We start from the raw sequence: 21,982 nt of genomic DNA on the forward strand, positions 1-21,982 counted from the left end.
ACTCTTCATTGTTCATCATCTAGCTCATCCCCCCAATGAGCCTTAATGGACTTTAAAGTTAAAGAAAGACGTGAAACTAAGTATCCAACTATTACAATGACCCATGTTGACGATTGATTTGCAAAAAACTGCAAATATGGATTTTCGATTGTTTGAGAGGAAGTTAAAAGTATGAAAACTGCCTGCACACAAATTATTGTATATATGGCTAAAACGAGCGTTAAAGTATCAAATACATTCCAACGTAAATAAATGGTTGTTTTTTTATAATTAATTTTCCCATTTTCGCGAACAACATATTTTTTATCCATCGGGATTGTAATTCCCAAAATAATAATACTCCAAACGCCAATGACAATTAAAGATACAATAAATCCAATTCCCATAAAATCACCTACTTACTTGTATATACTTTTTTAGCGATGGCTGCCAACACCAGGCTAAGAACTGCTAAAATTATACAATATTGATATTGCGGAAGCCATGTGTCGTTAATTAAATTCAAATACTTTTGCAAGCTATCATTTAAATAAAGCATTGGATTCCAGCTTAAAAAAATATAATAATCATGTGGGTTCTTCCCCGCAATTGATAAAAACATCGTTGTCATCGTTACTGAAAACATAAATAATATCATAATTGGCACTAACATACTTTGAGCTACTTTCTCGTTTTTAAATAGACCTGCCAATATAAAGCTCAATGGATATAATGCCAGTAAAACAAAATTACTAATCAAAATAATCATAAAATAAGATGAAAGTGAAATATCAATGATAAAGGAATAACCAATGAGTAGTAGCACTAAAAATATATTTAGTAATGTAAAGACACCTATTCCCATACCAATATAGTAAGTGTGTGGCTTAACGCCTGTTCGTTGTATCCATTGGAACGTTTTATTAGCCTTCATATCTGCCAAATATATAGTAGCGCTAGAAAATGCAAATGAGAAAATTAACATTAAAATTGAAACTGGTAAAAACTGACCTTTAATCAGATAATCAAATGATTCTTCGGTCATCATGTTTTTACAAATAACTGACATGATCAAAAAAATAAAGGCTGGCGACAAGTTTCCAATAGTCATTCCTAGGTTACGAATATTTTCCAACATATACATACGTGCAATTTGTTTCATCATCCTGCTCTTCCTCCTAAAATTTGACCTGTCACTTCATAGTAAAGACCTTCAATTCCCGGCAATTTCGCCTCTGTGTATTTTCTATGGAGCTCATCCTGTGTACTATTTTCAATAAGCTTCCCATCTTTTAAGATCACTACATAATCAAATAACGATTCTAATCCTGCCACCTCATGACTAATAATGATGATCATTTTGTTACGTTGACGAATTTCACCTTGTAAGTAAAACATCAATTGCTTTTTCTTCGTTAAGTCTAAATCAGCAAATGGCTCATCTAATATGATAATCGGTTTATTTAATAAAAAAGAAAGGAAAATCGATACTGCTTTTCGCTGACCACCTGACGCATTTTTCAACAAGATATGGTCATAAGTTGGTAAACCTAATATTTCATAGAGCTCTCCCAATTCAACTTGGTTGTTCGTTAATGTAGTAAAAAGTGCCATTACTTCACGAATTTTCAGATGCTGATAACTCGTAAAAAGTTGGTATTGCAATGCTACTTGCTCATGCACTTGTAGCGACGAATCATTGAATAAAATAGAACCTCCATCAGCTTTTTCATCTCCAGCTATACATTTCGATAATGTAGATTTCCCCGCTCCATTCTGCCCCAACAATAAATAACAATAACCCATTTTAAATGTGGCCGACACACCATCTAAAACGTTCACACCATTATAATTTTTCACAAGATCCTTCACAATAAGCTTCAAAATAAACCCTCCCTATTTTGTATTTTCACTAACTATACAAACGAGGATTGCAAAAGGTTCACTTTATTTTTAAAAAAATGAAATAAAATTATATGTTTCTATAAAATGATTTTTTATGTAAAATAAATAATTATTGGAAATTATTTAAAGACAAAGGCTCATCACCATAACGTGGGACGATTTCCTGAATATACACGGAAAATATTTCAACAAATGTTCGATTAGAATTCACCCTTCAATATCCTATTGGCTACGGTATTTCACAACGAACAAAACTAAAATCGTATTTATATAGAGAAAAAAATTTTATTGTTTTTACAGTACGAATAATAGAAAACTATGTTAAAGGGAGTTACATAAGTGAGTGATTTAAAAGAACTTAAGTATTTTTTAGGACCATATTTTGGTTCAGAAATTGGCTGGGAGCTAATCGAATACGCTGTAATTAATCATAGAAAATTAAGTAGAGAAGAACGTTCCAAATTTAAAGAAGAACTTCTTTATATAAAACAACTGTTAGAACAAAATCAGTATGATAAAATACAACAGATTATTGAGAAGAATGATTTTGAAAATACAAAGCTTTACGATATAAACAAAATACAAAAATTTATTGATGAGATTTTGCCTATTATTGAGAAATATGAATATAAGGAAGAGATCCCCTATGTACCTTTTAAAGCGTTAAATTATTTATTTGATACAATTAATATCTCCGCTAAAGCATTTTTATCTTTTGACTTTATTGCTGTAGATATTAAAAGACAAGGGGATACATTTATACATCATATCTTGCAGGATTTACAATATGTTAAAAAAGTCTTTATAGAGAAAGATGAGACTAAAATCGAAAAGTTACTCCAACTTGCACGAGAAAAAGGAGTTTATATTTTAGACTCTCAATATCGTGATGAATTTATCCAAGTCGTAACGAATGAACTAAGTTAATGAACAAGAAAGTCCTTTGATTAGCTTGCCAAACATCACAAAAGACCTCTCATCAAAGAAAGGTCTTTTTGTTGTTTAGGATTTAATGATTTTCCAAAATTCTGTTCCATAGCTTTTATGACAAAATTCAACAGGTATTTGTGTCTTCTCTAAGTTGTCACCGACACCTATTTTATTAACTTTATTTTGTAATGGTGAGCCAAATGAAAATGCCAGTTGCAAATCAGTAAGGTTAAATAAAATTGAATGCACTGTGCCAAAGCCTTCTTTGTAATTATGAACAGATAACCCCTTAGGAAACTCTGTTAAAAGTAGTTCTTGGATTTCATCACTAGATCTTTTTCCGCCTTCCTTACACTTTTTCTCTAATATATCGTATCTTAACTGAGAATGCTCAAGTTTGCCTGGCTCCATTTCTTGTATTGTTGAAAACAGACCATGGTTAGTTGCAATTAAATAATCTAATTCGGCACGTTTAACTTCTTTTACACCGTCATATGTTCCAACCAAAGCTGCGTCGCCATGTGCATCAGCTATAAGTAAATTCATATTCGTTCCTACCGGCATATTGTTAACCATATAAATTGCTTCTCCAACATTTTTACAATTTTCTAATAGCGCTCTGACGATAACCATAAACTGTAAACCATGTACTGCTGGTGATCTCATACCTGGATATTTGCCAATAGGCATACCACACGATGCATAAGCAACACACAGACCTTTTTCGTTTAAACCTTCACTTCGGCCGAATGTAGAAACAGAAAATCCTGTATGGGTATATTTCCCTTCTACATTTGTTGTACATAAGCGCATATCAGAAATATCAGGAGAAAGATCATAATTTCTTACAACATATGTTTTACCATCAGCCATTTTTCCTGGCAAAATAGCCCCTAAACTACATCCTCCAGGAATTAACCACGCATTTTGATAATAATTTAATTGGTTAGGTTTATAGCCAAAGCCTTCCGCAAAGCCTTCTAATTCTTCGTTTAAACCTGGGCAATACTGTGCTATTTGTGCTTTCATTTCAAAATAAGCTTTATCAGAAGTGATATTTTCCGTAAAAAAAAGTGATTTAGCAATAGGATTTTTTTGGAATTCTCGCGCTTGCTGTTTTCCAATCTCGTATGAATTGCCTTTAAGAAATGTAAATTGTCCTGTATTAGTTCTCATTGATATACTCCATTCTGTTTGTTACTAGCAAGCCCTTGTTACCTTGCTAATTACAGAATAAAGTCTCCATCTACTGGAGAGTTTAGCTAGTATCGTTCTTCCTTGATCGACTTTCTTACCTTCACAAACACTTTTGTCAAAAAATCATTTGGATGTATCTCAATATTCGGTTTAATATTTATTGGGTTTACTAGTTCAGATGGGATTAACCCCTTTATGTATTGCTCCATAAACATCCCTTCTACCTGAAGGGATTGCTTTGTAAGCCATTCCTGCAAGCAACTATAACCATAATGTAGCTCTGAATAGGGTCCTTTTATATTGATACAAGCATACTTGCCTTCTGGTATTTCTTTTATATTCGAATTCTGTTGAGATGCTTTTACTGGTAACAGTAGCTCAACATCTGCTATATTTTGATGTCTATCATGTTGATGAAAAATCGCAAGAAGCTCCCCATCAATCTCTAATTGATAGGCATATATTCGTTCAAATAATTTTTGCACTAGCTTATCCATGCCAATGATATTTATCTTTTCACGGAGGGATAGCACGAGTATTTTTGGTCGTTCTTCTATGTAACAAGTGGATAATGTTGGCTTTGGGGTTAATGTCTCAGCACTCTTTAGAGAATTTTTCACCTGGACTATATTATGAATTTGTTGCACGATCATTTCTTGTTGGTGCTCTAATTCCTGAATTTTATTAGTTAATCTCAGCTCTAAATCTTCCCTATCATTTTGTCCTTTAGTAACCTGTTCAATTTCTTTTAATGAAAAATGGCAATTTTTTAGAACCTGTATCGTCTTTAGCTCTTCAATTTTATCGTAATCATAATAACGATAGCCGGTCACTTGATCTATAAAAGATGGCTCGAGTAACCCAATATCATTATAATATCGAATCGTTTTTACAGGGACATCGCACAGTTTCGAAAACTTTCCAATGCTATACATAATAAAACCTTCTTTTCAAATTTTGTTGAATTCAATTAATCGTACTATTTCTTTTACTTTCAAATCGCTCCTTGCTTAGTTATTATATATCGTACGATAGAATGTGGTAAATGTTTCAAATCGTATGACCATAACATGGGGTTGATTGGGTCGTTCGATGACCTGCTCCGTTCGCAGTCTCATCGATCAGCTTGCCCAAATACATAAGATGATTTATATAAAGAGCCCTAAGAAAACAAAAGAGTATGCTCTGATTTGAGCATACTTCCTTTGTTAGATACTAATTATGAGCATTTCTGATACTATGCAATGGATGATTATACAGTTTCGTAGGGACATCGTCTTTCTTCCGCGGGTATTTACTAATTTCAATCGTTTCACCTCTTAATAAACAGGAGATGAATTGCTCATATAGAAACTTACTTTTTAAAGCGATTGCCTATATTGGCGTATACAATTGCGAAAATTGTAAGCCCTATAAAGAGAATTAACCCTACGATAAATAGCCATTCCGTCTTAAATAGCTCATTCAGCCCCCCTAATAGCAAGCAAAAACAGTAGCCATACATCACCTTACCCATAAATTTAGCAAGTGCTTTTTCGTTATATTTCTCTTTTTCACTGTCAGACATCGTATTATAGCCTGCTAGTAAAAATGCTCCTTTTCCTTGAGATAAAACGATCGCAAAGATTAGGAATGGAGTCATGTATCAATTATGCCTCGGCATAATTGCGTCCGGAATCGGCTTTGTGCTAGCAGAACTCCTTTCCGATTCCGTGACATCCGCCGGAGGCTTTAACTTATTTCATCGGATGTTTGAACATCTGTTGAAATAAGTTATAAAACAAACAACGGCTTCCATCATACTTAGTCTCTATTTTCATTCATAATAAATTGCTGAATGGCTGGTAGTAGTTCTTTATGAAGTGGCAATGATGGGTCTGAATACGTCGCTAAATTGCCTGCACGATCTGCTGGGGCATCCTTTAACACATGATTCATGCCGTCCATATATAAGAGCTCAGCATCTTGTTTACCTTTCTTTAACGCCTCCGCATCAGTTGCTGTTACTTGTAGGTCATTCGTACCTTGGACAAGTAGAACACGGCTATTCACTTTTGCTAACTCACTTGCAGGGTTATATTTTAACCATGACATCATATAGGGTTGAACAGAAGAACGGAATAATGCTTGTAAATCTGGTGATACGTTCTTCACTAGCTCGCCTTTTTTCAGGGATGCCAGTATATCTGTTGATTCCTTTAGAAGCTGTGGCGATAACTGACCTTTTAATTGCTCTAGCAGAACTTCATCTATTGGTCTTCCAGTGCCTGCTATGGAAACAAAGGACTCTACGTTTGTTTTTTGTGCTGCTAATAAACCGATTAGTGAGCCTTCGCTATGTCCAATAATATGAACACTTGAATAAGCTTTATTAGCTAAAAGGGTATTAATTACTTGAACTGCGTCGTCTACATAATAGTCAATAGACATATCCTCTTCCTTTGTTGAGAGAGATTTATTGTCCCCAATTCCACGCTTATCGTAACGAACAGATGCTATCCCTTCATTAGCTAAGCCTTTTGCCAGCATTTTCAAACTATCATTTTTCCCAGCTAAAGCCGAATTACCATCCTTATCAGTTGGACCCGAGCCAGCTAAAATTAGTACAACTGGAGATGGCTCCTTACTAGCCTTTTGAAGTGCCACTGTTAAATCACCATCTTTAACAGGAATCTTCACTGTTTCATAAGTCACAGGTTGTTCTTTATAAGGTTTTAACACTAGTGGGAATTTGCCACCATTTTGTTGGAATGTTGCCTCAATTTGCTGATCTTCTAATGTACCGTTAATTTCAATATTAGAACCATTTAAGTTGATTGCAACCGTTACTTGATCGCCGTTATATTTAATGTTGTTAAATGGATAATTGGCTAAGCCTTGTGCTGGTACTGATAATGTCCCACTATCCTTTTTCAACTCAACAATAATCGGAAGTGCTCCGTTTGGTGTCTCAATATTGCCTTGCCATTTTCCTACTAGCTGTTCATTCATTTTATTGTTCCCCTTAGTCTCTTTTCCTTTTGCATTATCTTCCTTCTGAGCGCATGCTGCTAATAAAAAGAGTGCGCAAAATATAAATAACAGTTTTTTCATAAAATCTCCCTCTCTATTTAAAGATGGTCAATAAGATTGGCAAAAATATGACGAATAAAATGATATAGCTCCATTTATTTGCCAGATTCAGGGTCCAACCAACACCGAATTTTTTTTGTACTAATAATGAAGGGTCATTTTTATTAATGTATAAAATACCCCATTTCCAGTATCGATCATCGGCAGCAGCTGTTTCATTTGTATGTAAATCATCAAAACGTTCATTACTTTTATTGAACTTCCAAATTAAGAGGATAAGCCCACCTAAAGTGACTACATTAAAAACGATAAAGAGCGGGAAAAAGTAAGGAACTATTTGATCCTCTAAAATCACTGTCGTGTAATGTGAAACTACAAAAAGAATGGTTAAACTAAAATTAATTGCAACTAAGTACCAGCTTCCATACTTACGTTGTTTAAGCTCTCTATTGGCTGAAGCTTCTTTGTCTTGTGCACTCAACTGTATTTTGGCACTTTTCATACCTTTACTCATGATGAAAAAGCTAATTTGTAGCCCTAGTAACATAAGTGGCAATTCGATAACTGATAGCCATGTTTTTTCTGTCCAGGCATCTACCTCACCTGCTGCATTCCAATGGGTAGCAAATACATCTGGGATGGAACTGTAATTCATATAAGTAAAGGTAATCAATGCTAAAGTGATAATAATTGGTAATGTAAAAAATGTAGATGAAAGTGCTTCATCTCTGTCTCGTATAGATAAATCCATGACATAAACAGTCTTTACGTGTGCTTCCCAATCTTCTTGTTTTTTCAGCTTTTTTGTTTTTAAATGATAAAACATATAAAGTCCAGCTGATATGAGTAGCATGACGTATAGTAAAATAAAGGATAATAAAACAAATTTCTCTTCCTGAATGGACGTATATAGTAGTGAAATTTGGCCTAAAAGAAAGGCAGTTGCTATGCTCCCAACGAACATGCTGTAGTGCTTTTTGAATATTCGTAATTGCTGATGTTGCACATAGGGCTCTGGAATTGAAACACCAAACACGATTGTTTTTCTAGTTAAATGTGGTGTTATTGTTTCCAATACTCCTACGAAGATAAAAATGCCTAATATAAAAAGCATATTTTCCCTACTTCCATTGTTTTAAAATTCGATGAAACAAACTCGTCATCTGATCTTTTTCAAGGCCACGTGCAAATGCTTCAGCCATAATTGGCTTTAATGCATTTTCTACTTTTTCCACTTCTGTCTCTTCCAGTTCTTTTTTTTGACCACCGATAATGATCGCCTTTGCTTTTGGCTTTAATTCGATTAAGCCTTTTTCTTCAAGTTCATGATAGCTTTTACTTACCGTACTGACATTAATACCTAAATCCGAAGCCATTGAACGAACTGACGGTAATGTATCACCATTTTTTAACTCACCCTTAGCAATTAACTCAATTAACTGATTCGCTAACTGTTTATAAAGCTGTAATTCACTGCTTGGATCTAAATAAATTTGCATCTTATCCCTCCAATCTGTATCGCTTATCACCAAACAGAAATCTGTCATACTTAGAATAATACAGATTTGTATTTAATGTCAAATTCATTACAATCTTTTCATATAAAAAGGACCCAGAAAAATTCTGGATCCAAGAACACTTATTACTATTTGATTTTATTTGTATCGGTTTTTGCTTCTTCTTAAGCTACAGCAAAACAGAAGATCCTCTGCCTCACCAATTCCTTAAGATTTTTAGAAGCTCACCTTATACAACTGTGGCGGACTTTCCTGAGATTCCTGGTCTTTGGGTGTTAGACTACTCATTCTACATCCTCCTAATCATATTAGATTAATAAGTGATTCCGCACTTAATATGAACCGTTTCATAAGTGTTTATTCATGTGAAGAGCATTTCATAGGCAAATTCAATAATCATTTTACGTAAATCTGGTGCTACATCAGCTAGTGCATCTGCCTCAATCATTCGTGCCGCTTCTTCCTTTGTCACATACTGTTTTATTGTTTCGTACCCCTTTGAAAAACGCTCATTCATTGAAATCCCTCCCATTGTTATTTCTTTAAACAAAAACCCCAATTCCGCGTCTCCAGAATTGGGGATTGTCCTTCACGTATGTAAGGGTCTCTATTCCGTCTCACCCTCTGGCTCTGACGAAAAAGGATAATGGTTTTCATAGTGCCTCACTGGACAGCTTTAATGAATATCTATGCAAAAGTCACGAGGACATGCACGCTAAGGTAATGGTTATGCGAGACAAGCTTTTGCTTTTTCAATTTGGGTTATTACTTGATCAAATCCTGTACCACCTAATGAATGACGACGACGAACGGCTGCTTCAGGCGCTAATACATCGTAAATATCCCCTTCGATCAGATCACTTTCTTGTTTCATGTCTTCAAGCGGTAAATCTAATAAATAGATGCCCTTTTGGATACATGTGAATACAAGTTTTCCTGTCACTTCATGTGCTTCACGGAAAGGCATACCTTTTGTTGCAAGGTAATCTGCAAGCTCCGTAGCATTGGAGAAGTCAGAGTGTACTGCCTGGTGCAAACGCTCTGTCTTGACAGTCATTGTGCGAATCATACCTTCAAAGATTTTTAGGGAACCAAGAATTGTATGGACGGTATCGAACATACCTTCTTTATCTTCTTGCATATCTTTGTTGTATGTTAACGGTGTTCCTTTAAGGACTGTTAATAAGCCCATTAAGTTACCGTATACACGTCCTGTTTTTCCACGAATTAACTCGGCCATATCAGGATTTTTCTTTTGAGGCATAATGGAAGAACCTGTTGAGAAGGCATCATCCAATTCGATAAATTTGAATTCGTCTGTTGACCACAAAATAATTTCCTCTGCAAAACGAGATAAATGCGCCATTAATAATGATGAATGGCTTAAAAATTCAACGATAAAATCACGGTCACTTACCGCATCCATGGAATTGGCATAAACTTCGCTGAAGCCTAGAAGCTCCGCTGATTTTAATCGGTCGATTGGGAAAGTTGTACCAGCCATTGCTCCTGCACCTAAAGGCAGAATATCAATACGCTTCATCGATTCCGTAAAACGTTGTTTATCACGCTCTAACATCCAGAAATAGGCCATTAAGTGATGAGCAAATGAGATTGGCTGTGCACGTTGTAAATGTGTATAGCCTGGAGCAATCGTTTCCACATGCTCTTCTGCCTTTTCTAGCAATGTTTTTTGGAATGTTTCAATTAAACCGATTGCTTCCTTCACACGCTTCTTTAAGAAAATATGCATATCCGTTGCTACTTGGTCATTTCGGCTACGGCCTGTGTGAAGCTTACCACCTACAGGACCAATTAAATCAATGAGCATTTTTTCCAGATTTAAGTGAATATCTTCATTGGCAACTGTAAATTCAAGCTCTCCTGCGATTGCTTTCTCTTGTAATTGTGCAAGGCCACCGAGAATTGCCTCTACGTCAGCAGCTGGTAAAATTCCTGTTGCGCCAAGCATCGTAACATGCGCTATGCTACCTTCTAGATCTTCTAGAACAAGCTGTTGGTCAAAGCCAATCGATGCGCCGAACTCGTCCACCCATGCTTCTGCTGATTTTTGGAAACGTCCGCCCCAAAGTTTTGTCATAACAGCTCACCTTTTCCTTCATGACTGATCAAAAAGGTGCAGCGCAATGCTACACTACACCTTACTTGTCAAAATTATTTTTTATTAACAGAAGAATTCACTACTGTTGGCAGACCCCATAATTCGATAAAGCCTACTGCTGAAGCATGGTTGAATTGGTCTTCTTTAGAATATGTTGCTAGCTTCTCACTATAAAGTGAATTTGGAGATTTACGTCCTTCCACAATTGCATGACCTTTGTAAAGCTTCACACGCACAGTTCCATTTACAAATTTTTGTGATTCAGCAAGGAATGACTCCAGTGCTACACGTAATGGAGAGAACCATAAACCATCATAAATTAATTCAGATAATTTTTTCTCAATGACTGGCTTGAAGTGTGCTAACTCTTTTACAAGCGTTAAGTCTTCAAGCTCTTTATGAGCCGTTAATAGCACTTTTGCTCCTGGAATTTCGTATACTTCACGAGATTTTATACCAACTAATCGGTTTTCTACGTGATCGATACGACCAACACCGTGTGCTCCAGCTACTGCATTTAGCTCTTGGATTAAATCAGCAAGCTTCATTTCTTTACCGTTTAAAGATACTGGCTTACCAGCAACAAATTCAATTTCTACGTATTCCGCTTCATCTGGAGCATTTTCTACAGAAACTGTTAAACCATATGCTTCTTCTGGTGGAGATACCCATGGATCTTCCATTACGCCCGCTTCATTTGCACGACCCCATAAGTTTTGGTCGATAGAGAATGGTGAATCTAACGTTGCAGGAATCGGTACATCATGTTTCATTGCATATTCGATTTCCTCATCACGGCTCCAGCCCCACTCACGTACAGGTGCTAATACTTCTAAGTCTGGATTTAACGCTTTGATTGAAACTTCGAAACGAACTTGGTCATTCCCTTTACCTGTGCAACCATGAGCTACTGCGTCCGCACCTACTTGGTTTGCAATTTCCACTAATTTTTTAGAAATTAATGGACGAGAAAGTGCCGATACTAGTGGATATTTTTGTTCGTACCAAGTATGAGCTTGTAATGAAATTAATGCATATTCTTCAGCAAACTCATCCTTCGCATCTACCATATATGATTCAATAGCTCCTACTTGAAGAGCTTTATTTTTTACAAATTCAAGATCCTTACCTTCACCTACGTCAAGACAAACTGCAATAACGTCCCAACCTTGTTCTTTTAACCATGGAATTGCTACCGAAGTATCAAGACCGCCTGAGTATGCTAATACTACTTTTTTATTTGCCATAACAAATGCGCCTCCAATTTGCTCTATAGGGTATGTATTTTTATACATTCACTTAAAAGTTTATACACGAATAGTATCATGTTATAAAAATAAAAACAAGTGTATTTTTATAAATTTATAGACTTTTATGTTTATTGTAAAAAGTAAGTCATTCCTACACTTTCAGCCATTGTACAAACTGTGAATATTTTCACTCGGAAAAACGATTTTTTACTCGCTACATGAATGTATATAATATAAATTTTAGGAAAGTAAATGGTCCATCACCATAACGGGGTTGATTTCCGTTCCTGCTGTGCGCTTTTTGAGGACGTCCAGCCTTCACTCCAATCAACCTATAAACATGGCATATGTTTTAACAAAAATAAAAAACTGTAAACACACTCAATTCTTACTTAAGTATGTTTACAGTTTGATTAAAATTATTTTATTGAGATTTTCGTTACTTCTTATTGAAAAATGATTTGCCTAAAAATTCAACTGTTGCAGGCGCGATCGCATAAAGCTTGCTTGATAACCCCATGATTCTTGGTAAATTTACCTCTCGCACAGGGCGTTCAATTGTTTTTACAGTAGCCTGCGCCACTTCTTCTGCTGTTAATAAAAATCTTCCTAAAGACTCTCGATAGCCACTTTCATCACTCGCTTTATCTAAAAATGGTGTATCGATTGGACCCGGATGTATCGCTGTAACTTTAACATTGTACGGAGCCAGTTCCATGCGAAGACCATTTGTAAAGCCGACAATCGCATGCTTTGTTGCAGCATAGACACTGGCCTTCGGTGTCGCTACTTTCCCAGCTTGTGAGCCAATAAAGATTAACTGACCTTGCTGACGTTGTATCATTGCTGCTGCAAGACGTTTTGCTAAATACATCGGTACACTGACATTTAACTCTACCATTTGTCTAATAGCTTCATCTGATAAGTCAGGTGCAATGCCAAATTTACCTACCCCGGCTGATAAAATAGCTACATCAAGAGGCGGTAGCTGTGCACATACTTCATCTATTGTTGCTAAATTAGTTAGATCTGCTTGGATCACGTTGGCGCCTACCCGTTCTAATGCTTTCAATGCCACTGTATTGCGTCCTGTTGCATAAACCGTATGACCTTGTGCGACTAATAATTCTGTAATTTTCAATCCTACACCACTTGTTGCACCTGTAACGAAGATCGTCTTTTTATTCATTTTCTTGTATAAACCTACTTCCTTTTATATAAATAGATACCTTCTTCGGTTTTCGTCGATGTAATATAATTGTTTGCTTCTAAGTAATCTATATGGCCAAGCGTTTTGGACAGTGTCAATCCAAATTGACGCTGAAAAATTGCCGGATATAAGCGTTTCGTTACTTGCACGACAGTTAATGGTTCGTCCTCAAATAATTCGCAAACTTTCAGAGATTGCTGATGTTGGCGTTCTAGTCGTTTATCAATTAAATGAGGAATATCCTCTAACTCCGCACCATGACCTGTATACATCGTTTTTACTGGTAATCGACGTAAAATTTCAAGCGATTCATTATATTGTAGTATCGATTTCGTACGCCCGATTGTCCGATCCAATGGTGGTTCAATTAATGGATTTGGCGTTATTTTTTCAAGCAATAAATCTCCACCAATGACATGATGAGATTTTTCATCCCAGAAGATGAGGTGGCTTTGTGCGTGACCCAATGTTTCAATTGCCTTTAATCCCGGATGTCCTGGCACTTCATCACCATCATATAGAACTTGTGTTAATGGTCGTTCACCTACAAGCTCTAATTCACGACGTACATGTACATTTGTTTGGATATATTGTTTAGGAACACCGTGCTCAAACAAGCGTTCACTATAAAACTGCTCATGGTAATTTAAAAATTCCTCATCATGACGAAGCCACTTATCATTATAGGCATGCCCTAAAATTTCTGCATGTGGAAAGGCATCCACCCAACCTGCATGATCAGGATGATGGTGGGTTAACACAACCTGTTCAATATCTCGCATATCAAAGCCCGCTGCGCGAATACCCCATTTTAGCGCATCATAGGCATCCATTGTTTTTGGACCTACATCAAAAATTGTCAATGCATCGCCTTTTACAACAAAAGCATTGACATCTCCTACTTCATAGGGTGTTGGTATTTCTATTTTGAATATAGACAAAGCTGTTTCCCCCTTTTGTGCAACTAGTGAATACCGATTCATTCTATTTTACAAGTTTTTCTTCTGTTCGTCATCCTTCTGTTGACAGGTTGACGTATTATCAATATAATTTTGAATAATCAAATTATTTTTGTGCGTTGATGAAGCCAAGTACGTATTTGGTGAAGGTGTTTAGAGAGTGTTACATTTGCTGAAAGTAACATCACCCGCTCCCATTACCGAACCTACTTCTGAGCAGTTATGAAAACATAACCGTCTCCCTTGCGATAAAAGGGCTGTGAGTTGTGCCAATTGGCAAACAAAGGTGGTACCGCGGAAACAATAGCGTTTTCGTCCTTCTATATAAGGACGAAAACGCTTTTTTATCTTCTTTCAGCAAATTTTTTCTGTGCGAAAGCGAAGCGTCAGCTACAAATCGTTTCTGTGTGCGAAAGCGAAGCGTCAGCTACAATTACGCCAAGGCGAAATTGATTTTGAGAACTGGAGGTTTTAATCATGAAAAAAATACTATTTATTGGTGCAGGCTCTATGGCAGAGGCATTGATTCAGGGCTGGATTAAACAAAAGGTATTTACAGCACAAGAAATTTACGTCACCAATCGCTCAGACAAAGAACGTTTACATTTTTTACACGACACATATGGTGTAAATTGCAATTTTAGCCATGATATTTATCAACAGGCTGATTTAATCATTTTAGCTATGAAACCTAAGGATGCCGTGGCAGCGATGCGTGAGTTAAAGCCTAAAATTACAGAGCAATCATCCGTTCTTTCAATTTTAGCAGGTATTGCTATTACTACTATTACAGAACATTTAGGTGCCCGTCCAGTCGCACGCGTTATGCCTAACACTTCTGCCACGATTGGGATGTCTGCAAGTGGGATTGCATTTAATGACAAAGTTACAGCTGCACAGCGCTCAATTTTCTTACAGCTTTTAGAGGCGGTTGGTTCAGTCATTGAGGTGGATGAGGATCAATTACATGCGGTAACGGCCCTTTCAGGTAGTGGTCCAGCTTATATTTATTATTTAATGGAGGCTTTTGAACGCGTCGGTACAAAGGTCGGGCTCTCAAAGGATACTGTACGACTATTAATGACACAAACACTTGCTGGCACTGCGGAAATGTTGAAGCAATCTGTTGACGAGCCTGATGTATTGCGTCGAAAAGTAACAAGTCCAGGTGGCACAACGGAAGCCGGAATTAAGGCACTTGAACAATATCAATTTAATGAGGCCATTGAAGCATGTATTAAAGAAGCTGAGGCGAGATCTCGTTCACTTGCAAATAGTTAAGTAATGAGTGCAAAATAAAGTGAAACTTTAATCAGTGGGGGTTTTCTTCATTCCCCCACTAATTATTAGTTGAACGAATCGGGCTTTTACGGACAGTTTATCTCCCATTTAACTAACTTCTTTGCTTTTGCTAAAATTTTGAGGTGGGCGTATTACTGCACGTTAATGCGGGGTAAAGTATATTACTAGGAATTAGGGGGCTTTATTTTGACTAAATTATTCGAACCTTATCAATTACAAACTATTTCTTTAAAAAATCGTATTGTTATGGCACCGATGTGTATGTACTCAGCACAGGATGATGGGCTGGTCACACCATTCCACCAAGTACATTACGCAACGCGAGCGGCTGGTCAAGTAGGTTTAATTATTGTCGAAGCTACCGGTGTCGTTCCAGAGGGGCGTATATCTAGTAACGATCTTGGGATTTGGGATGACGCTCATATCGAAGGGTTAAGCCAATTAGTTCAAGGCATGAAGGCGTACGGGGCAAAAACCGGCATACAACTTGCACACGCTGGCCGTAAAGCAACTGTAGAGGGAGAAATATTTGCACCATCAGCCATAGCATTTAGCGATGCTTATAAAACACCAACTGAGATGACTTTAGAAGATATTGAATATATTGTAGAAGCATTTAAGCTAGCAGCTATTCGAGCAGCGAAAGCAGGCTTTGATGTACTGGAAATACATGGAGCACATGGCTATTTAATTAGTGAATTTTTATCACCAGCAACGAATAAACGCAATGACCAATACGGTGGCTCTCAAGAAAATCGTTATCGCTTCCTTCGTCAAGTCATTGATGCTATTCGTAGTGTTTGGGAGGGTCCATTACTTGTGCGTGTTTCCGCTGAAGACTATGCAGAGGATGGCACTACAATGGAAGATTTTATCGTCTTTAGCCGTTGGATGAAATCACAGGGGATCGATTTAGTGGATGTTTCTACAGGTGGTGTCGTGCACGCACATATACATGTTTTTCCAGGCTACCAAGTACCTCATGCTGAAGCGATAAAGCACGGTGCTGATATTCCAACTGGTGCAGTCGGCCTTATTACGACCGCCATCCAAGCTGAGGAAATTTTACAAAATAATCGTGCTGACTTAATTTTCTTAGCACGTGTTCTTCTTCGCGAACCCTATTGGCCACTACATGCTGCCAAGGAATTAGGAGAAGAAGTGAAACCTCCAGTGCAATACGTCCGAGGTTGGTAAAAATAAACGGTATATTTACTATACCCCATAAAAAAACAGCTTGTGCAACAAGCTGTTTTTCATTTTAATAAGGCCACATCGGCGGCGATTCGATCATATTGACTCAATAGATAAGTATTCTTTGTACTTGCTGCGGCACGTAGCTCTTTCACTAACTCTAAGGTTTATACACACCAGCTTCATTTGAAGGGACAAAGGTAATACCCTTCAATTTAAGTTTTTCAGCTTCTTTTTTAAATTCTTCTGAACAAAACATCACGCTGTAAAGTTTTATATTATTAATTAGAAACACTTCAGGAAAAGTAATTGTATCTTTCAATTGTAAATCCCATATTTTTTTAAGATGTCCATTTTGCTTATAGAATTCAATGTTTGATTTTTCCATATCTATAACATTTTCCAACTTATCGAAAAATCGTACATAAAAATAATCCTTTGACGATATGCTTTTTTTATGCTTGTTCACCATATACAATTTAGTGTATTGAAAATTGTTAATTCCAAATTTCTGCAAAAGGTTTAGAAAATCTAACGATGCAAAAAATCCACCACCCCCCCATCGTAAATCAAAATCATATTTTATATCTTTTGTAACAAACCATATTTCCTCAGGTAACTCTGTCATAATATTTCTTGAGGTTCTCCATTCCCCAGCATCAGAGTCTCTTGCTTCAAAAGGATTTTTTTCAAAAAATTCTGTATGTATTATTCCTTCTAGGTAAGTGGGACAGAATATACCTTCTTTTCCGAAAATCGCAAATGTATTTCCCATATTAAAAACGACATTCCCTTCATTTAAGATATTCTATCACTTGGTGTTTTAGTTTTTATTTTTTCAGAAGTAATTTTCTTACTTAGATTTCTTTGTAGAGATTCAGTATATTTTTTACACTTGTTTCAATTTGGTGAAAACAAAAGCCTAATTCACTTCTCTAATTTAGTTCCCACAAAAATGATTCTTAATATGTCATCTATAGTTTCTATTGTAGCTGTTTTTCCGAAGCGCTTTTTATATAGACTTTTCTATTTTTTGTATATATTCAAAGATGATGGCCCAACCGTCCATAGGGCTACCATATCCCCAAAGAGGTCCCGTCATTTTATCCAATTGATTGAGCTTTTCCTGATATTGCGTCACCATGGCTTGACGCTCTTCTTGCGTATACGCGTTCAAACGTTCGTTACTTACCTTAAGTCGCATATTATGTAGGAAGTTGATCATTTCACAATAAAGTGAATCATCCTTAAATGTAATGAAATCTGGGAAAATCGCAATAACTTCGTCAAAAGCATGATGCAAATGCTGCAAGCCAAATTTCGCCAAAACCTCGGAAATATACGGCACGAGATGCGGCTGATACGCGATAATACCGTCCCAACCATCACACTGCCAGTTACCAATCATATTGATGGCGATGTGAAGTTGAAATAACTCTGGCGACACCTTCTCTTGGATGGCATCCAGTTCGCCGATCTCCCATATTTTATCGGATAATTCCGCTAAATTCATTTCATCTGCAGGGATTTTTCCATTCCATATCTCATTCAATCCAATACTCATAGTGACACCTCTCGAGGAATTCTTATTTGTGATTTTACATGTTTAGTTCTGTAATAATCTCCTTGCATTGCTTTGCAATTTCTCTCATATCATCTTCTGGGCAAAACTCCGCCAAATCATAACTTAAAGGGTGATGAATAAAGTCGTCCAATATTCCCCTCAACAAAGCCAGTTCTTCTTTTTCCACTTTTAAAGAAATAACAGCATTTTTGTCCATGATGCCGCCAGCTAAATCCGTTAGATGAACCTTACCGTTTTTTTGACATTCCAGAATAATAGCCGTAATATCCATCATCAAATTGATCACACAGCCTATATCTTGAAAAAAACCTTTTTCTCTAATAAAGTAAATGTCTTTCGTTTGGCGTAAGTCTTTTATTTCCCGAGCATTATTCAGTTGAAAGTCTTGAAAAATATTTTTAACGTTTATTTCTGTTGGAATATCCGACTCAAATTCTCTGTCAACTAAATAGTCGATTAAAGTGCATGTATCGTCGGTTCCGCCAATATATTCTCCCCACCATCGCTCAATGTACATCATCGCTTTTCTATCCCCTTCCAAAGTCTTGTTTGTTTAGCAAATTGGGAAAACTGGTTGTAATTGTTTTCGCCATTCTATTTGCGTATCGTGGCAATATAGATAAAGTTTTCTTATATTTTCCTATTTCGGAAAAGGCGTAAATGAATTTCAGTTTTCAGAAGCTTTCTCACTCTCAATATGATTACTAATCAAGAGTAAGCTGACCCTATACCAATTTTTCACCAATCGCGTTCTCTAAGAGCTTCTTCAATATCGATATCAATCTCAAAATATTGTAAAATATCTTCTACTGTTACTCCGATTGAATCCCGTGCAAACGTTTCTATTTCACTGTCATTTTCATAAAACTCATTTTGTAGCTCATTGATAGCTATAGTCATTTCGTCTAACTTTTCCTGAATCGCTTCTACAGTATGAGTGCTCTCCTCAATAAAATGAACTACTTTAACAATATGTAATTTCAGTTTATCCACTAAAAACGTTGGAAAAAAAGGATCTTCGTACATATCCACTAAATATTTGAATTCAGAATCAAGTTTCTTCAAAACATTTCCTCCCTTTGATATAAAAAATAAAATCTAAGCCAATTTTTATTTAGAAAAATTTTCACCTATTCATACTTTGGAACCCCAGAGCGCCACATTTCTTCTACTGTTTTTAATGGATAGTTATCTTTACCAAGCAATCGCTGTTCTTTTAATGGATCGATCCAACGGCTATTCTCAAAAGATAAAATTAAGCGACGTACAAATTCATAACCAGTGTTGTATCCAACAATTTCATAGTTATCTAAAATTCCCAGGTCATTTCTATTGATATTATATTGGATAATTTCATTACCCATAAGACCCTTATCACCGACTGTGGGATCAATTCTCACCAAATTATATATAAGTTCATCATCACTAAATTCCGATTGCTTTCCCCACTGTCCTCTGTCACTACTAATAAAAATCTCTGGTATAGGGATATTCAAGTTAGGTTTTACATTTTTTACCTTTCCGACAGAACACTTTTTAAAAAACGCGTTTAAAACCATACATACCCCAAAAGGTTTTAAATCATTTAAGTCAAGTGACTTCTCGTTAAAATTATTACTTTCACTCGAGATATTAAAAAATGCAACATATGGACTTTCTAATAATTGAGCAATGATATATAAATTATCTTTTAAATGATATATAAATTATCTTTTAATTGAATTGAATGTATATCATTTTTCTTCCAGCTAAACCTTTTTAACATTCCATCAACCTTTCTTATCTATTTTGCCAGTCGGATTATTCTTTAAACTTTTAGTATATGTGTTATCAGTTTCTTAGAATCATACTAACCTATGATTTAAACTATATTCGCAACATTAAAGTTATAATTTTCATCTTCGCATGATCATTAAAACTTTCTAATTCATTTTGAAGATAAATATTGAATATGATTATCCTGAAAATTTTTTAAACCTTTTTTAAAAGCTTTTTTGACCTAACTTTTTCTTTATTTTAAAATCTTCTAATACGTCTAATGAAAATAAACAAATTCCGTAACCGGAGGCAGTTAACATTCTCATCAATTAAGATTTCCTTTTCTCCTAATGCAAGTCCAATCCAAATTGTTTTAGGTTTACCTAAAGTTATTAAATCGCCATTATCGTAATCCTCACTACATATACTATAATTACCATAAATAGTTTTATATTTCCACAAAAGTTATTACATTTTGTTTTCGCTGTAAACGTTTTATGTATTCTTATAGCCAAAATGCAATAAGCTTCTTGGCTACCATTATTACAAATTCAGTCGTTGGATGAAATCACAGGGTATCGATTTAGGGGATGTTTCTACAGGTGGTGTCGTGCAAGCACATATGCATGTTTTTCAAGGCTACCAAGTGCTTCATGCTGAAGCGATAAAGCACGGTGCTGATATTCCAACTGGTGCAGTCGGCCTTATTACGACAGCCATCCAAGCTGAGGAAATTTTACAAAATAATCGTGCTGACTTAATTTTCTTAGCACGTGTTCTTCTTCGCGAACCCTATTGGCCACTACATGCTGCCAAGGAATTAGGAGAAGAAGTGAAACCTCCAGTGCAATACGTACGAGGTTGGTAAAAATAAACGGTATACGGGCACTCATCAAAAAAGAATAAACAGCTTGTTGATTTATGCTAGCAAGCTGTTTTCATTTTAATATAGAGGAATTTGTTTATTTATTTATCAATTGCCTTCACTGGCGCATGTTTCGCCCTATAAAATCTTAAACAATCTGAAAATAATACCTTTAATCCAATAATTCTGCACGAGAACATAAATCCGTAATAGTAGATTCATCTTCACATGTATTATTAAATGAAATAGCAAATTTCTCTAACGCTTTCTGAGGAATAAGCACAAAACATACTAGCTTCGGAATCAAACTTGACAATTCCTTTTAATTCGGGCATTTTTTCTTCAAGAAAGACAATCGCCAAAGATTCCCAATCATAACCTCCTCCTTCAAACTCCTCATCAGCTCGTGTATCAAAAAGCTCTTGCTTATATTCACCTACATAAAAACACAAGGACGCAGAATCACTCTCACGATCCACCCAAAAAAACGGAGCTATTATCTGTTTATCATTAATAAAATTCATCTTAAGCCACCATCAAAATAAAATTTTTTTGAACCTTGAAACCTCTCACTTTCACCGAGCACATGATAATCACAATACTTAAAACTACATTATTACCTAGTTTAAGAGATAGAATTTACCTTAGACCATATCATGTCGGCAAATATGAATTAATTGGAGAATAATGAATTGAGTTAATGAGTGATAAAGTTTAATAAATCGAAGAAGAGAATAACTAATCAGTTAGAGGAATTAGAATCTAGTAAGAGATAGCAAAGTTATGATAATGATAGAAGAAATGGTATAATTAAAGAGTAACAGAATAAAGGTATTTAAGGGTGATTGGCGATCTTCTCTACTACTCCTAATTCAAATTTTGCTATTTAGTTCTAGGAGAGAAAGGAGGGATTGCTTATGACAACATATGAAGCATTAAACATAGCTATTGGTCTCGGTACTTTAATTATAGCTATCCTTGCATTGTCATATACTTTTTCACAAAAAAAGTAAAAGCACCCTTTCAAACCTAAGCAGGGTTAAAGTGCTTTTACTTTCGCTCTTGCCAATCGCTCTAAAAGCGTTTGTTTTGTTACTTGACCGCATGGTGTTACAGCACCATACGGTCTTTTTCTTA

25 protein-coding genes and 1 pseudogene are annotated in these 21,982 nt (G+C 35.9%); 6 read left to right on the forward strand and 20 right to left on the reverse strand.

What is annotated here, in order from left to right; translation table 11 throughout:
* Positions 1 to 5: 5 nt before the first annotated feature.
* From AB9L17_RS14635 to AB9L17_RS14645, 3 genes are read right to left on the reverse strand one after another with little or no spacing between them, the layout of a single operon-like run.
* The gene (locus AB9L17_RS14635) at positions 6 to 386 is read right to left on the reverse strand and encodes a group-specific protein (protein WP_068984664.1); all 381 of its coding nucleotides are present in this window, start codon (positions 384 to 386) and stop codon (positions 6 to 8) included.
* A gap of 8 nt (positions 387 to 394) precedes the next feature.
* On the reverse strand, positions 395 to 1,144 hold the full coding sequence (locus AB9L17_RS14640; protein WP_375199316.1) for an ABC transporter permease: 750 nt from the start codon (positions 1,142 to 1,144) through the stop codon (positions 395 to 397).
* A complete protein-coding gene (locus AB9L17_RS14645; RefSeq protein WP_068984666.1) occupies positions 1,141 to 1,863 on the reverse strand; it encodes an ABC transporter ATP-binding protein in 723 nt (240 codons plus the stop codon). The genes AB9L17_RS14640 and AB9L17_RS14645 overlap by 4 nt, the downstream gene beginning before the upstream one ends.
* A 360-nt stretch (positions 1,864 to 2,223) precedes the next feature.
* Between AB9L17_RS14645 and AB9L17_RS14650 the strand changes: the two genes are divergently transcribed.
* Positions 2,224 to 2,811 (forward strand): hypothetical protein, encoded by a 588-nt coding sequence (locus tag AB9L17_RS14650; RefSeq protein ID WP_375199317.1) that lies wholly within the window; start codon positions 2,224 to 2,226, stop codon positions 2,809 to 2,811.
* A 75-nt stretch (positions 2,812 to 2,886) separates the two neighbouring features.
* Here AB9L17_RS14650 and AB9L17_RS14655 read toward each other — a convergent pair whose 3' ends face one another.
* The 11 genes from AB9L17_RS14655 to AB9L17_RS14705 form a co-directional block, all read right to left on the reverse strand.
* Entirely contained in the window at positions 2,887 to 3,990 is a 1,104-nt protein-coding gene (locus AB9L17_RS14655; RefSeq protein WP_375199318.1) for a C45 family autoproteolytic acyltransferase/hydolase, read from the reverse strand.
* A gap of 86 nt (positions 3,991 to 4,076) precedes the next feature.
* On the reverse strand, positions 4,077 to 4,946 hold the full coding sequence (locus AB9L17_RS14660) for a MerR family transcriptional regulator (protein WP_375199319.1): 870 nt from the start codon (positions 4,944 to 4,946) through the stop codon (positions 4,077 to 4,079).
* 419 nt (positions 4,947 to 5,365) lie between these two features.
* Positions 5,366 to 5,653 carry a DUF3784 domain-containing protein gene (locus AB9L17_RS14665; RefSeq protein WP_375199320.1) on the reverse strand — a complete coding sequence of 96 codons (288 nt, stop codon included), beginning with the start codon at positions 5,651 to 5,653 and terminating at the stop codon, positions 5,366 to 5,368.
* Positions 5,654 to 5,814: 161 nt separating this feature from the next.
* Positions 5,815 to 7,104 (reverse strand): alpha/beta fold hydrolase, encoded by a 1,290-nt coding sequence (locus AB9L17_RS14670; protein ID WP_375199321.1) that lies wholly within the window; start codon positions 7,102 to 7,104, stop codon positions 5,815 to 5,817.
* A gap of 13 nt (positions 7,105 to 7,117) precedes the next feature.
* Complete coding sequence (locus AB9L17_RS14675; RefSeq protein ID WP_375199322.1) at positions 7,118 to 8,197, reverse strand: DUF1648 domain-containing protein; 1,080 nt, start codon at positions 8,195 to 8,197, stop codon at positions 7,118 to 7,120.
* Positions 8,198 to 8,204: 7 nt separating this feature from the next.
* Entirely contained in the window at positions 8,205 to 8,582 is a 378-nt protein-coding gene (locus AB9L17_RS14680) for a GntR family transcriptional regulator (RefSeq protein WP_375199323.1), read from the reverse strand.
* Between the two features lie 379 nt (positions 8,583 to 8,961).
* On the reverse strand, positions 8,962 to 9,117 hold the full coding sequence (locus AB9L17_RS14685) for a hypothetical protein (RefSeq protein ID WP_223553269.1): 156 nt from the start codon (positions 9,115 to 9,117) through the stop codon (positions 8,962 to 8,964).
* A gap of 210 nt (positions 9,118 to 9,327) precedes the next feature.
* Positions 9,328 to 10,701: an argininosuccinate lyase gene (gene argH, locus AB9L17_RS14690; RefSeq protein WP_375199324.1), complete on the reverse strand. Its 1,374-nt coding sequence runs from the start codon at positions 10,699 to 10,701 to the stop codon at positions 9,328 to 9,330.
* A gap of 74 nt (positions 10,702 to 10,775) precedes the next feature.
* Positions 10,776 to 11,969 carry an argininosuccinate synthase gene (locus AB9L17_RS14695; RefSeq protein ID WP_068984675.1) on the reverse strand — a complete coding sequence of 398 codons (1,194 nt, stop codon included), beginning with the start codon at positions 11,967 to 11,969 and terminating at the stop codon, positions 10,776 to 10,778.
* 442 nt (positions 11,970 to 12,411) lie between these two features.
* On the reverse strand, positions 12,412 to 13,161 hold the full coding sequence (locus tag AB9L17_RS14700) for an SDR family NAD(P)-dependent oxidoreductase (protein ID WP_223553272.1): 750 nt from the start codon (positions 13,159 to 13,161) through the stop codon (positions 12,412 to 12,414).
* Positions 13,162 to 13,175: 14 nt separating this feature from the next.
* The gene (locus AB9L17_RS14705; RefSeq protein ID WP_375199325.1) at positions 13,176 to 14,165 is read right to left on the reverse strand and encodes an MBL fold metallo-hydrolase; all 990 of its coding nucleotides are present in this window, start codon (positions 14,163 to 14,165) and stop codon (positions 13,176 to 13,178) included.
* Between the two features lie 249 nt (positions 14,166 to 14,414).
* On the opposite strand from AB9L17_RS14705, the gene AB9L17_RS14710 reads away from it, so the two are divergent.
* The 3 genes from AB9L17_RS14710 to namA all read left to right on the forward strand — a co-directional run bounded on the left by AB9L17_RS14710 (position 14,415) and on the right by namA (position 16,640).
* Positions 14,415 to 14,594, forward strand: a complete 180-nt coding sequence (locus tag AB9L17_RS14710; RefSeq protein WP_375199326.1) for a hypothetical protein — start codon at positions 14,415 to 14,417, stop codon at positions 14,592 to 14,594.
* Positions 14,595 to 14,618: 24 nt separating this feature from the next.
* On the forward strand, positions 14,619 to 15,422 hold the full coding sequence (gene proC, locus AB9L17_RS14715; RefSeq protein WP_068984678.1) for a pyrroline-5-carboxylate reductase: 804 nt from the start codon (positions 14,619 to 14,621) through the stop codon (positions 15,420 to 15,422).
* A gap of 207 nt (positions 15,423 to 15,629) precedes the next feature.
* Positions 15,630 to 16,640, forward strand: coding sequence for an NADPH dehydrogenase NamA (gene namA, locus AB9L17_RS14720; protein WP_375199327.1), 1,011 nt, complete (start codon positions 15,630 to 15,632; stop codon positions 16,638 to 16,640).
* A gap of 157 nt (positions 16,641 to 16,797) precedes the next feature.
* Here the strand turns inward: namA and AB9L17_RS14725 are convergent, their stop codons facing one another.
* The 5 genes from AB9L17_RS14725 to AB9L17_RS14745 all read right to left on the reverse strand — a co-directional run bounded on the left by AB9L17_RS14725 (position 16,798) and on the right by AB9L17_RS14745 (position 19,781).
* Positions 16,798 to 17,412, reverse strand: coding sequence for an Imm43 family immunity protein (locus AB9L17_RS14725; RefSeq protein ID WP_068984680.1), 615 nt, complete (start codon positions 17,410 to 17,412; stop codon positions 16,798 to 16,800).
* Between the two features lie 237 nt (positions 17,413 to 17,649).
* Positions 17,650 to 18,201: a hypothetical protein gene (locus AB9L17_RS14730; RefSeq protein WP_068984681.1), complete on the reverse strand. Its 552-nt coding sequence runs from the start codon at positions 18,199 to 18,201 to the stop codon at positions 17,650 to 17,652.
* A 34-nt stretch (positions 18,202 to 18,235) separates the two neighbouring features.
* Positions 18,236 to 18,742, reverse strand: coding sequence for an imm68 putative immunity domain-containing protein (locus AB9L17_RS14735; RefSeq protein WP_223553286.1), 507 nt, complete (start codon positions 18,740 to 18,742; stop codon positions 18,236 to 18,238).
* Positions 18,743 to 18,960: 218 nt separating this feature from the next.
* Positions 18,961 to 19,287, reverse strand: coding sequence for a DUF5713 family protein (locus AB9L17_RS14740; protein WP_302621793.1), 327 nt, complete (start codon positions 19,285 to 19,287; stop codon positions 18,961 to 18,963).
* Between the two features lie 65 nt (positions 19,288 to 19,352).
* Complete coding sequence (locus AB9L17_RS14745; protein ID WP_375199328.1) at positions 19,353 to 19,781, reverse strand: hypothetical protein; 429 nt, start codon at positions 19,779 to 19,781, stop codon at positions 19,353 to 19,355.
* Positions 19,782 to 20,530: 749 nt separating this feature from the next.
* Here AB9L17_RS14745 and AB9L17_RS14750 point away from each other — a divergent pair.
* A pseudogene (locus AB9L17_RS14750) lies at positions 20,531 to 20,848 on the forward strand (NADPH dehydrogenase); the annotation flags it as partial.
* Positions 20,849 to 21,081: 233 nt separating this feature from the next.
* Here AB9L17_RS14750 and AB9L17_RS14755 read toward each other — a convergent pair.
* Positions 21,082 to 21,369 carry an Imm51 family immunity protein gene (locus AB9L17_RS14755; RefSeq protein ID WP_254660156.1) on the reverse strand — a complete coding sequence of 96 codons (288 nt, stop codon included), beginning with the start codon at positions 21,367 to 21,369 and terminating at the stop codon, positions 21,082 to 21,084.
* Positions 21,370 to 21,762: 393 nt separating this feature from the next.
* Here AB9L17_RS14755 and AB9L17_RS14760 point away from each other — a divergent pair, with 393 nt between their 5' ends.
* Entirely contained in the window at positions 21,763 to 21,858 is a 96-nt protein-coding gene (locus AB9L17_RS14760) for a putative holin-like toxin (protein ID WP_223553293.1), read from the forward strand.
* The last annotated feature ends 124 nt before the right edge of the window (positions 21,859 to 21,982 follow it).

This window comes from Lysinibacillus sp. RS11, from assembly GCF_042019215.1.
Taxonomy (GTDB): Bacteria; Bacillota; Bacilli; order Bacillales_A; family Planococcaceae; genus Lysinibacillus; species Lysinibacillus xylanilyticus_A.

Excerpts from the sequence above, each read along its gene's own strand:
- AB9L17_RS14695 (WP_068984675.1), bottom strand. The coding sequence starts at position 11,969 with ATGGCAAATAAAAAAGTAGTATTAGCATACTCAGGCGGTCTTGATACT.
- AB9L17_RS14745 (WP_375199328.1), bottom strand. The coding sequence starts at position 19,781 with ATGGTTTTAAACGCGTTTTTTAAAAAGTGTTCTGTCGGAAAGGTAAAA.
- AB9L17_RS14705 (WP_375199325.1), bottom strand. The coding sequence starts at position 14,165 with ATGAATCGGTATTCACTAGTTGCACAAAAGGGGGAAACAGCTTTGTCT.
- AB9L17_RS14685 (WP_223553269.1), bottom strand. The coding sequence starts at position 9,117 with ATGAATGAGCGTTTTTCAAAGGGGTACGAAACAATAAAACAGTATGTG.
- AB9L17_RS14725 (WP_068984680.1), bottom strand. The coding sequence starts at position 17,412 with ATGGGAAATACATTTGCGATTTTCGGAAAAGAAGGTATATTCTGTCCC.
- AB9L17_RS14640 (WP_375199316.1), bottom strand. The coding sequence starts at position 1,144 with ATGATGAAACAAATTGCACGTATGTATATGTTGGAAAATATTCGTAAC.
- AB9L17_RS14730 (WP_068984681.1), bottom strand. The coding sequence starts at position 18,201 with ATGAGTATTGGATTGAATGAGATATGGAATGGAAAAATCCCTGCAGAT.
- AB9L17_RS14655 (WP_375199318.1), bottom strand. The coding sequence starts at position 3,990 with ATGAGAACTAATACAGGACAATTTACATTTCTTAAAGGCAATTCATAC.
- AB9L17_RS14670 (WP_375199321.1), bottom strand. The coding sequence starts at position 7,104 with ATGAAAAAACTGTTATTTATATTTTGCGCACTCTTTTTATTAGCAGCA.
- AB9L17_RS14755 (WP_254660156.1), bottom strand. The coding sequence starts at position 21,369 with ATGAATTTTATTAATGATAAACAGATAATAGCTCCGTTTTTTTGGGTG.
- AB9L17_RS14680 (WP_375199323.1), bottom strand. The coding sequence starts at position 8,582 with ATGCAAATTTATTTAGATCCAAGCAGTGAATTACAGCTTTATAAACAG.
- proC (WP_068984678.1), top strand. The coding sequence starts at position 14,619 with ATGAAAAAAATACTATTTATTGGTGCAGGCTCTATGGCAGAGGCATTG.
- AB9L17_RS14665 (WP_375199320.1), bottom strand. The coding sequence starts at position 5,653 with ATGACTCCATTCCTAATCTTTGCGATCGTTTTATCTCAAGGAAAAGGA.
- AB9L17_RS14660 (WP_375199319.1), bottom strand. The coding sequence starts at position 4,946 with ATGTATAGCATTGGAAAGTTTTCGAAACTGTGCGATGTCCCTGTAAAA.
- AB9L17_RS14700 (WP_223553272.1), bottom strand. The coding sequence starts at position 13,161 with ATGAATAAAAAGACGATCTTCGTTACAGGTGCAACAAGTGGTGTAGGA.
- argH (WP_375199324.1), bottom strand. The coding sequence starts at position 10,701 with ATGACAAAACTTTGGGGCGGACGTTTCCAAAAATCAGCAGAAGCATGG.
- AB9L17_RS14760 (WP_223553293.1), top strand. The coding sequence starts at position 21,763 with ATGACAACATATGAAGCATTAAACATAGCTATTGGTCTCGGTACTTTA.
- AB9L17_RS14675 (WP_375199322.1), bottom strand. The coding sequence starts at position 8,197 with ATGCTTTTTATATTAGGCATTTTTATCTTCGTAGGAGTATTGGAAACA.
- AB9L17_RS14735 (WP_223553286.1), bottom strand. The coding sequence starts at position 18,742 with ATGATGTACATTGAGCGATGGTGGGGAGAATATATTGGCGGAACCGAC.
- AB9L17_RS14635 (WP_068984664.1), bottom strand. The coding sequence starts at position 386 with ATGGGAATTGGATTTATTGTATCTTTAATTGTCATTGGCGTTTGGAGT.